This window comes from Neptunomonas sp. (assembly GCF_041601355.1).
Classification (GTDB): domain Bacteria; phylum Pseudomonadota; class Gammaproteobacteria; order Pseudomonadales; family Balneatricaceae; genus Neptunomonas.
This window is the reverse complement of sequence record NZ_JBFIIH010000135.1, coordinates 1-10,153: the sequence shown is the minus strand read 5'-3', so window position 1 is coordinate 10,153 and position 10,153 is coordinate 1. Positions and strand designations below refer to the sequence as shown.

Below are 10,153 nucleotides of genomic sequence, written 5' to 3'. Positions count from 1 at the left end.
TAGCCTCCTTCTTCGTAGCCGACATAGCCCGGAGGTGCACCAATCAAGCGGGCAACTGAGTGTTTCTCCATAAACTCGGACATATCAATGCGCACCATCGCATCATCAGTATCGAATAGATAATTGGCTAACGCTTTGCACAGCTCGGTTTTACCCACACCTGTAGGGCCGAGGAACAGAAAACTACCATTAGGACGGTTTGGATCAGACAAACCTGCACGCGAACGTCGCACCGCATTGGAGACAGCAATAACCGCTTCACTCTGGCCAACAACCCGATCATGCAACGCATCTTCCATACGCAACAGTTTTTCGCGCTCACCTTCCAGCATTTTACTGACAGGGATACCTGTCCAACGCGCGACAACTTCAGCCACCTCTTCTTCGGTCACTTTATTGCGCAGCAGTTTATTACTTTCCTGCCCCGTTTCTTCCGCTTCACTGGCAGCAGCCAGCTGTTTTTTTAATTCAGGGATAATCCCATATTGCAGCTCCGAGGCTTTCGCCAGATCCCCGGATCGTTTGACCTGCTCCAACTCTACTAATGCCTGATCTAACGCCTCATTGACCTTCTGTGAGCCCTGCAAAGCCGCTTTTTCTGCTTTCCAGATATCTTCCAGGTCGGCGAATTCACGCTCAAGCGTAGCAATGGTTTTTTCCAGCTCATCCAGACGCTTACGGGCCGCCTCATCTTTCTCTTTTTTCAGCGCTTCACGTTCCATTTTCAGTTGAATCAGGCGACGTTCGAGACGATCCAGATCTTCTGGTTTTGAGTCCATCTCCATGCGAATACGCGAACCTGCCTCATCGATCAGGTCGATCGCCTTATCTGGTAACTGACGATCGGTAATATAGCGCTGTGACAGTTTCGCCGCCGCGATAATCGCAGAGTCAGTAATTTCTACACCATGATGAACTTCATAGCGCTGCTTCAAACCGCGCAAAATAGCAACGGTATCTTCTTCTGTTGGTTCATCTACTATGACTTTCTGGAAACGACGCTCCAACGCAGCATCTTTCTCTACATACTGTCGATACTCATCCAGCGTTGTCGCACCGACACAATGCAGTTCACCACGTGCCAATGCAGGCTTGAGCATATTTCCGGCATCCATGGCGCCTTCGCCTTTACCGGCACCGACCATGGTATGCAGCTCATCAATAAAGAGAATAATCTGACCTTCCTGTTTAGACAGCTCTTTGAGTACCGCTTTGAGACGCTCTTCAAATTCACCACGGAATTTTGCACCGGCAATTAACGACCCCATATCCAGTGAAAGCACTTTTTTACGCTTCAGGCCTTCGGGTACTTCCCCATTGACAATACGTTGCGCCAACCCTTCAACAATGGCAGTTTTACCCACACCCGGCTCCCCGATAAGAACCGGGTTGTTTTTAGTACGACGCTGCAGCACCTGAATGGTACGGCGGATTTCATCGTCACGGCCAATCACCGGATCCAGTTTACCCAGCTCTGCCTGCTCGGTGAGATCAACACAATACTTATCTAATGCCTGGCGACTCCCTTCAGCATTAGGATCATTAACACTATCACCGCCACGCATATTATTGATCGCCTCTTCTAATGATTGTTTAGTGACACCGGCATCACGTAATACCTTACCGACATCGCTTTTATCGTCAACCATCGCTAATACAATCAGCTCACTGGCGATAAATTGATCGCCTCGCTTTTGTGCAAGTTTATCCGTCAGATTAAAGATACGTGCCATATTCTGTGACAGACGGATCTCGCCATCCGGGCTTTGTACTTGTGGCAAACGATCCAACGCTTCACCCACACTGCGAGCAAGCTGCGGAAGTGCAGCACCGGCCTGTGACAGCAATGGACGAACGGAACTATCTTGCTGTTGCAGAAAAGCCGCTAGTAAATGAATAGGCTCTATATGGTTATGATCCTTACCCACTGCTAACGATTGCGCTTCACCTAAGGCATCCTGAAGTTTTGATGTAAATTTATCGGGCCGCATAGATAATTTTCTCCTTGTAAGCAGTCATCATTAGGACGTGACTGCTGTCTCTTTGCATCTGATATGGGGCTATTACTCGCCGGATTCAAGCCTATGATGATTAATAATTAACCAGATGTGATCCAGATCAACAAAATTTAAGACGTACGTTAAAAGAGTACGCACACTTACAAAAACAACCCACCCAGATTAAATGCCATCCATCCACCCAACCACGCCAGCACTAACCCTGAGAAAATAGAGAGTGCCGCCCAACGCCAGCTACCGGTTTCCCGTCGTATCACTGCCAACGTAGCCAGACAAGGCATGTAGAGTAAGGTAAACACCATCAAGGCTAAACCTGCTGCCGGCGCTAACCCTGCTTGCATCGCTAACTGCAAACCACCCATATCTTCTGCGTTCACCTGATAAACCATAGCCAGCGTTGCCGCAATGACCTCTTTTGCAAGAAAGCCCGACAGCAGCGCAACGGTTTCCTGCCACTGAAAGCCTAAAGGCGCAAAAACCGGCGCCATCCAGCGTCCAAGCTGCTCCAGAAATGACATTTCGTCCTGCATAGGAAACGTTTGCAACACCCACACAGCCATCGAGCCCAGCAGAATCACACCCCCTACCTTATGTAGAAAATCCTGTACTTTATCCCACACATGCATCATCAGCGAACGGAAGGAGGGCCAGCGCCAAGGCGGCAGTTCCATGATAAAAATCTCATTAGGCTGTGCCGGCAACCAGCGAGATAACAGTGCAGCGATAACAAAGGCAACCATAATCCCCAGCATATGTATTCCAAAAAGTGCACTGCCTGCATTATCTGCAAAGAAGATCCCTGCCAATAGAACATATACCGGCAAACGTGCCGAGCAGCTCATAAAGGGATTGATCAAAATAGTAATCAAGCGCGCCCTGGGCTCCTCAATAGTCCGCGTTGCCATAATCGCCGGAACATTACAGCCAAAACCCATGACCAGCGGCACAAACGCCTTGCCATGTAAGCCGACTTTGCTCATCACCCGATCTGTCAGAAAAGCAGCGCGTGCCATATATCCACTTTGCTCAAGTATCGCTATAAATAAAAACAACAACACCACATTGGGCAAAAAAACTAAAACCCCTCCGACTCCTGCCAGTAAGCCATCCGTAATAACATTACGAAACAGCGTATCAGGTAGCCAATGTGCCACACCTTCCCCGATCAACCCTACCGTCTGGTCAATCCAGTCAGCAGGGTAAGCACCCAAGGTGAATGTCGCTTCAAAAATAAGCCATAATGCAAAAAAGAACAGCGGCAAACCCAACCAACGGTTGAGCGTTATCGCATCTAACCAGGTATCCAATCGACTGATATCAATATGGGTTTCATCTATTTCATGAAACAGTCCATGAATATACCCATAACGACCGGCGGTAATCAGCTCAGTAGCCGTTTCATCATGCCTTTGTGCCAGCAGTGTTAATTGATCCGACAGCGTTTGCCGCACCACGTCTGATATTGGAAAGCCAACATCGCCTGCGGCCTCTAAACTTTGCACAGCCTGCCAACGTGATATATTTTTCTGAGTCAACTGCTGTATGGCTTGTTCGACATGAGGCTCATAATCAATCATCAGCGCACTGCAGGTGGTTATCAGTGATGCCTGATGCTGATGGTTAGCTAACAACGAGGCTGCCAGTTGATCCAGCAGAGGCTCGATCGCAGCAGATTTGCGTCCATCACTGGGCAACACCGGCACACCCAGCTGTTTGGACAACTGTTTAATATCGGGGACACAACGCAGACGCGCCGCTTCATCCATCATATTCAATGCCAGCATGGTGGACAGGCCCTGCTCCAACAGCTGAGTCGTTAACGCCAAATGGCGTGATAGATGACTGGCATCCAAAACATTCAGCACAAAATCAGGCGGAGTATTCAACAGATAATCGCGTGCCACCCGCTCCTCAACCCTATTTTGGCTTAACGAATAGATGCCAGGCAGATCTACAAAGGTCAGGGTTAGCCCTTTATGCTCACGCTCCCCCTGCTTAACATCGACAGTGACGCCCGCCATATTACCGGTTCGCTGCCGGGCGCCTGTCAGCAAGTTAAACAAAGAAGTTTTCCCACAATTAGGATTTCCCACCAATGCAATCGTGAAATGAAATTTATTCATCAGCGCTCACCTTAATATAGACGGCTTCTTCATTACGCAGACAAACCTGCTGTCGCCCCAACCGATAAACTCTTGGGCTTCCCCATGGGGAGATGGCAGCAAGCTGAATACTCTGCCCCCGCAAAACCCCTAGCGTTGCCAAACGTTGTCTCAATGCGTCCGGGCCTGCAATATCCAGAATTTTACACCGCTGACCACGTGCTAAAGAATCAAGTGTCACGTCACACTCCCCATTAGAAGATAATGAGAATGATTATCCTCTTTGTTCGCGAGCCAATATATGACTTATATCAAAATTATCTAATTCAAGCCTGACCAGATCGATCCTGCTGATTAAGGACAAATACCTTCGAGTGTTTTATCATAAACGCTATCTTTTATGAGGATGCAGGAATTGTCCGTAAGTCACAGAAACACACCTAACCTTGGGGCGGCCATGAAGCAGCGCCGCAAAGCCTTAGGACTAAACCTATTACAACTCGCTGAGCTTTCTAATGTATCCCGCTCCATGCTCTCCGAAATAGAACGCGGCAATGCCAATCCGACTTTCACTAACCTGTGGAATATTACCCAGGCACTGGGCGTCAGCATTGATGAGCTGGCGCATAGCAGCAGCGAAAATCCGCCTCCGGTTATCGAACGGCAAAACGCAATCAATACCCCCAGAATGCGCAGTAAAGATAAGGGATGTGAGCTCATTGCTTTAAACCCGGTAGACACCGCCACTGAATTTGAGTGGTATCAGCTCATCATTCAACCGGGCAGCCAGCTAGAATCTGAAGCGCATGTGCGCGGTACCCAGGAGCACCTGTCTGTGATTGAAGGCCAGATGAGAGTTGAGTTAAGAGCTGAACTCGGAGCTGAGCGGGAAGAAGAGGTCAGTGCAACCGGAACATTAGGCGATACGTTACGCTACCCGGCGGATATCCAACATTGCATAAAAAACCCGGGAAGCATTACTGCCCGGGCATTTCTGGTCGTGCATAAACGCTAAAATATTGACTCACTCATTCAGGCCAATTGAGTATGACCTTACCCGAAGCACCTGAGCGCATTACATCAAACCCCTGCTGGAAATCTTCCAGCGGGAAGTGATGTGTAATAATCGGGGTAAGATCCAACCCTGATTGAATAATGCTGGCCATTTTATACCAGGTTTCGAACATCTCTCTGCCGTATATCCCTTTCAGGATCAGTCCTTTAAAAATCACCTTAGTCCAGTCAATGGCCATATCACCGGAAGGTATACCTAACATCGCCACTTTTCCGCCATGATTCATCACATCCAGCATAGAGCGAAAGGCTGGCGGCGCACCCGACATCTCTAAACCGACATCAAAACCTTCCGTCATCTGCAACTCTGACATTTTGTCTTGCAGAGTCTGCTCGACAACATTAACGGTATGTACCACACCCATTTTTCTGGCCAGCGACAAACGATAGTCATTTACATCGGTAAGCACCACATGCCGGGCGCCGGCATGACGTGCTACTGCCGCGGCCATAATGCCAATCGGACCCGCACCGGTAATCAGCACATCTTCACCCACCAGATCAAATGACAATGCAGTATGTAACGCATTGCCGAATGGATCAAAAATGGCAGCCAGATCATCGGATATATTATCGGGAATTTTAAAAGCATTCACCGCCGGCAGTGACAGATATTCAGCAAAGGCACCTGGACGATTCACACCCACACCCTGCGTATTTCTGCAGAGGTGACGCCGCCCCGCCCGGCAGTTTCTGCAATGGCCGCAGGTGATGTGTCCCTCACCCGATACGCGATCACCCAGAGTGTATCCCTCTACTTCACAACCAATCTCGACCACAGTGCCGACATACTCATGACCCACCGTCATCGGTACAGGAATGGTTTTCTGCGACCATTCATCCCAGTTATAAATATGAACATCGGTACCACAAATGGCGGTTTTACGTATTTTTATTAACAGGTCGTTATGGCCTACTGCCGGTTTATCCGTGTCATGTAACCAGATCCCTTCCTGTGGATAAAGTTTTGCCAGCGCTTTCATGCCATCTCTCCTCAGATAATTCCCAGCTCGCGGCCAATCCGCGTAAAGGCATCAATAGCCTGATCCAATTGCTCGCGGCTATGTGCAGCCGACATCTGTGTACGAATTCTCGCCTGCCCTTTAGGTACGACCGGAAAAGAGAATCCGACCACGTAGATACCCTCTTGGAGTAAGCGATTCGACAGCTGGGATGCCAGCGCCGCATCACCTATCATCACCGGAATGATGGCATGGCCACTCCCGGCCATCGTAAAACCGGCACGCTCCATTTGTGTTCTGAAATAATCAGCATTGGTATTAAGCTGCTGACGCAGGTCGCCACCCTGCCCGACCAGCTCCAGCGCTTTCAATGTCGCCTGAACAATAGCAGGGGCTACAGAGTTGGAAAACAGATAAGGCCTTGAGCGCTGCCGCAGCCATTCAACGACTTCACGCTTTGCGGCGGTATAACCACCAGACGCTCCGCCTAAGGCCTTGCCCAGAGTACCGGTAATAATGTCGACACGGCCCATTACCTGGCAGTATTCATGACTGCCGCGTCCATGCTCTCCGACAAAACCAACGGCATGCGAATCATCAACCATTACCAGCGCATTATACTTATCAGCCAGATCACAAATCCCTTGCAGGTTGGCTATCACACCATCCATCGAAAACACGCCGTCTGTCGCAATTAATCTGACACGAGCATCCTGTGACTGTTGCAGGCATTGCTCCAATTCAGCCAGGTTATTATTCGCATAACGTAATCGGCGCGCTTTACTCAAACGCACACCATCGATAATACTGGCATGGTTCAAGGCATCACTGATAATCGCGTCCTCTTCACCCAACAGGGTCTCGAACAGACCGCCATTAGCATCAAAACAGGACGAATAAAGAATCGCATCATCCATACCCAGAAACTGGCTTAGTGTGGCTTCGAGTTGCTTATGAATGTCCTGAGTGCCGCAGATAAAACGTACCGATGACATACCAAAACCGTGCTCATCTAAGCCCTGCTTGGCCGCGCTGATCAGTTCAGGATTGTTCGCCAGCCCCAAATAGTTATTGGCGCAAAAGTTGATGACATCACTGCCATCGCGCAGACGAATATGCGATGACTGCGGAGAAACAATCTCTCGCTCAGCTTTATATAACCCTTCACTCTTTAACTGATCGGCCTGTGCAGCCAATTGCTGCAGAAAGTCTGAACGTTTCATGCCACCCCCGGAAAACCTTAATATTGGAATAAAATCCACTATAACAGAATAAAATAGTCGATTAATAGCCAGGATTGATTTTATTCTGTAAAAAAATCCAATATAAAAGACTATTCATAAAGCTCTTCTAACTGTTTTACTCTTTCTGACAGATTAAATCCACGTTGCGCCAGCCACTCATCATTAAAATAGCTATCCTGATAGCGCTCGCCCCCATCACATAATAAGGTTACGATACTGCCCCGTTCATCACGCTGCTTCATCTCTTCAGCCAGCGTCAGCACACCCACAAAATTTGTGCCCGTCGAGCCGCCCACTAAGCGTCCCAATTTCGCGGATAAAAAATGTGCCGCCGCCAGACTTTCACTATCTTCTACCTGCAACATGCGATCAATCACTGCCGCAGAAAAAGAAGGCTCCACCCGAGGTCGCCCTATACCTTCTATACGCGAACCTTGTTGTATCGATAACGATTTATCACCTGTACTGAAATAATCGAAAAATACAGAGTTCTCCGGATCTACGACACACAGCTGCGATGGTTGTTGCCAGCACTGCTGATATCGCAAGTACCGACCAATCGTCGCTGACGTTCCGCCCGTCCCGGCACTCATAACGATCCAGCTCGGCTGAGGAAAACGTTCGGCGCTCATCTGGCGAAAGATCGATTCTGCAATGTTATTGTTCCCACGCCAGTCGGTGGCCCGTTCTGCGTAAGTAAACTGATCCATAAAGTGGCCACCCATTTCGTGCGCCATATCTGCCGCTGCCTGGCACACATCAGATGCCGCCACTTGGTGACACTGCCCACCGTAGAAAGCAATTTGTCGCATTTTTCGTAGCGCCGTACCCTCAGGCACCACTGCGATAAAGGGCAATCCAAGCAGCCTTGAAAAATATGCCTCAGAGATCGCAGTGCTGCCTGATGAGGCTTCGATGACCGGAGTTCCTTGCTTAATCCAGCCATTACACAGCGCATAGAGAAACAGCGAACGGGCCAAACGGTGCTTTAAGCTCCCGGTCGGGTGCGTAGACTCGTCTTTTAAATAGATATCAATATCAGGAAAAACCGACATATCTAACTTAATCAGATGAGTATCAGCAGACCGATTATAATCTGCTTCAATTAGACGTATTGCGTTGGCGACCCAATGATTCTGACTCATAGCACCCTCTCCTTTTTATAGCTAAAGTATGCAGGAGTTAGCAGCACGCGTGAACCTATTGTCGACTCCCTGCTGGCGCAGAGTACAAAAACTTCAGGACGCAGGTGTAATCCGAAAACAAGTCGTGTTACTTGATCCGGCAAAAGTGGGATTAAATGTTTCGGTATTCGTGCATATCAAAACACGTAACCATTCGCATGTCTGGTATGTGAACTTCGCAGAAAAAATCGCGCGTTACGATGAAGTGGCCGAGTTTTACCGCATGAGCGGAGAATACGATTATCTGATGCGCATTGTTGTCGCAGATATAGCCGCCTTTGATCGCTTTTATAAACGCTTAGTAGAAGAAACACCCGATTTGAGTGATGTCACCTCCAGCTTTGCCATGGAGCAGATTAAATATACGACGGCATTACCGATCTGAAAGAACAATCACTGAATAATTATTGAACAATCACTGAATAATTATTGAACAATTATTGAACAATTATTGAACAATCACTAAATAAATCCGCAAAAATCCATTATGCGCCCTGGCAAAAATAAATTATTGACTATAATTGCTGAGTATTTTTCATAAAGTAGGAGCTAGTCAGCAATGCACCGCGCCAAAGGGTTTTCTCTGATAGAGCTGATGATCGTGCTTGTCATCGTCGGGATTCTTGCTTCAATCGCTTACCCAAGTTATACCGAGTCGGTTTTCAAGTCGCGCCGCGCCGATGCCAAAGCCGCATTAATGCAGGCCGAATTAGAGCAACAGAAACGTCGTGCATCAGGCTTAGCGTATCAGGCACAGGCCTCTACAGCCTCGCCCGATGGGCACTATAATGTAACCGTTACCAGTGTTACCACTAGCGGCTTTGTAGCCACCGCAACACCGACGGGGCAGCAAACAGGGGATTCCTGTGGAAACTTCACCATCACTGTTACGAGCACGGGAACCACGTATGCGTCAACATCCGGGGCTAGCTCTGCGTGCTGGGGGCAATAGTGAACACTGTCGTCCTCTATAAACACAAGTCAGACGGTTTTAGTCTGATTGAATTAATCGTTGCTATCGCCATTTTGGCTATTATCGTTACGGTCGCAATCCCCAGCTTTGGTAACTCGCTTGAACGCAAACGTGCCCAGGGCCTTACCACGGCGATTGCTACTGATATGGAATTTCTGCTGGCGGAAGCAACAAAACGAAACCTGAATCTCAGCATGACGTTGTCTTCAACCGGTTACAGTATTGCTGCCGACAACAGCGGCACTTCAATACCCGTTAAATCAATACCGTATGCGAACAACTACCCGGGATCTTCAGCCACTGCCAATTTTGGCGGCTCTCCTGTTTCGCTCAGTTATATTTACAACCCGAAACTAGGACGACTGACAAGCAGTATCGGTAGCGTAACGGTATCTTCCGGTAGCGCATCATTGACAATATTCGTTAACCCGCTTGGCCGTCCAGCTATCTGTGGAGCATTCGGAGGTTACCCCGCATGCCCATAAGAGAAACTCAAAGATTCGCGAAACAGCGAGGCATGAGCCTGATTGAAATAATGATTAGCTTAGTCATATCCCTCATATTACTGGGTGGTTTACTGAGTCTGTATATGGCCT

11 protein-coding genes are annotated in these 10,153 nt (G+C 48.5%); 5 read left to right on the top strand and 6 right to left on the bottom strand.

What is annotated here, in order from left to right; genetic code table 11:
- The 3 genes from ABY436_RS16800 to ABY436_RS16790 all read right to left on the bottom strand — a co-directional run.
- Positions 1 to 1,991, bottom strand: a 1,991-nt coding sequence (locus ABY436_RS16800; protein WP_372740083.1) for an AAA family ATPase, incomplete at its 3' end; no start/stop codon positions are given.
- A gap of 167 nt (positions 1,992 to 2,158) precedes the next feature.
- On the bottom strand, positions 2,159 to 4,141 hold the full coding sequence (feoB, locus tag ABY436_RS16795; protein WP_372740082.1) for a ferrous iron transport protein B: 1,983 nt from the start codon (positions 4,139 to 4,141) through the stop codon (positions 2,159 to 2,161).
- Positions 4,134 to 4,361 carry a ferrous iron transport protein A gene (locus ABY436_RS16790; protein WP_372740081.1) on the bottom strand — a complete coding sequence of 76 codons (228 nt, stop codon included), beginning with the start codon at positions 4,359 to 4,361 and terminating at the stop codon, positions 4,134 to 4,136. Before ABY436_RS16790 ends, feoB begins: the two co-directional genes overlap by 8 nt.
- Before the next feature lie 174 nt (positions 4,362 to 4,535).
- Here ABY436_RS16790 and ABY436_RS16785 point away from each other — a divergent pair, with 174 nt between their 5' ends.
- Entirely contained in the window at positions 4,536 to 5,135 is a 600-nt protein-coding gene (locus ABY436_RS16785; protein WP_372740080.1) for a helix-turn-helix domain-containing protein, read from the top strand.
- 13 nt (positions 5,136 to 5,148) lie between these two features.
- Here ABY436_RS16785 and tdh read toward each other — a convergent pair whose 3' ends face one another.
- From tdh to ABY436_RS16770, 3 genes are all read right to left on the bottom strand, one after another.
- Positions 5,149 to 6,177 carry an L-threonine 3-dehydrogenase gene (gene tdh, locus ABY436_RS16780; protein WP_372740079.1) on the bottom strand — a complete coding sequence of 343 codons (1,029 nt, stop codon included), beginning with the start codon at positions 6,175 to 6,177 and terminating at the stop codon, positions 5,149 to 5,151.
- Positions 6,178 to 6,188: 11 nt separating this feature from the next.
- Positions 6,189 to 7,379 carry a glycine C-acetyltransferase gene (locus ABY436_RS16775; protein ID WP_372740078.1) on the bottom strand — a complete coding sequence of 397 codons (1,191 nt, stop codon included), beginning with the start codon at positions 7,377 to 7,379 and terminating at the stop codon, positions 6,189 to 6,191.
- A gap of 110 nt (positions 7,380 to 7,489) precedes the next feature.
- A complete protein-coding gene (locus ABY436_RS16770) occupies positions 7,490 to 8,545 on the bottom strand; it encodes a PLP-dependent cysteine synthase family protein (protein ID WP_372740077.1) in 1,056 nt (351 codons plus the stop codon).
- A 28-nt stretch (positions 8,546 to 8,573) separates the two neighbouring features.
- Between ABY436_RS16770 and ABY436_RS16765 the strand changes: the two genes are divergently transcribed.
- The 4 genes from ABY436_RS16765 to ABY436_RS16750 form a co-directional block, all read left to right on the top strand.
- On the top strand, positions 8,574 to 8,969 hold the full coding sequence (locus ABY436_RS16765) for an Lrp/AsnC family transcriptional regulator (protein ID WP_372740076.1): 396 nt from the start codon (positions 8,574 to 8,576) through the stop codon (positions 8,967 to 8,969).
- A 174-nt stretch (positions 8,970 to 9,143) separates the two neighbouring features.
- Positions 9,144 to 9,536, top strand: coding sequence for a type IV pilin protein (locus ABY436_RS16760; RefSeq protein ID WP_372740075.1), 393 nt, complete (start codon positions 9,144 to 9,146; stop codon positions 9,534 to 9,536).
- On the top strand, positions 9,536 to 10,042 hold the full coding sequence (locus tag ABY436_RS16755) for a Tfp pilus assembly protein FimT/FimU (protein ID WP_372740074.1): 507 nt from the start codon (positions 9,536 to 9,538) through the stop codon (positions 10,040 to 10,042). Before ABY436_RS16760 ends, ABY436_RS16755 begins: the two co-directional genes overlap by 1 nt.
- On the top strand, positions 10,033 to 10,153 hold a 121-nt coding region (locus tag ABY436_RS16750; protein ID WP_372740084.1), incomplete at its 3' end, for a prepilin-type N-terminal cleavage/methylation domain-containing protein. The genes ABY436_RS16755 and ABY436_RS16750, both read left to right, overlap by 10 nt.

What these genes read in the sequence shown, in the direction of transcription:
- feoB (WP_372740082.1), bottom strand. Translation starts at nt 4,141, where the DNA reads ATGAATAAATTTCATTTCACGATTGCATTGGTGGGAAATCCTAATTGT.
- tdh (WP_372740079.1), bottom strand. Translation starts at nt 6,177, where the DNA reads ATGAAAGCGCTGGCAAAACTTTATCCACAGGAAGGGATCTGGTTACAT.
- ABY436_RS16775 (WP_372740078.1), bottom strand. Translation starts at nt 7,379, where the DNA reads ATGAAACGTTCAGACTTTCTGCAGCAATTGGCTGCACAGGCCGATCAG.
- ABY436_RS16770 (WP_372740077.1), bottom strand. Translation starts at nt 8,545, where the DNA reads ATGAGTCAGAATCATTGGGTCGCCAACGCAATACGTCTAATTGAAGCA.
- ABY436_RS16765 (WP_372740076.1), top strand. Translation starts at nt 8,574, where the DNA reads ATGCAGGAGTTAGCAGCACGCGTGAACCTATTGTCGACTCCCTGCTGG.
- ABY436_RS16760 (WP_372740075.1), top strand. Translation starts at nt 9,144, where the DNA reads ATGCACCGCGCCAAAGGGTTTTCTCTGATAGAGCTGATGATCGTGCTT.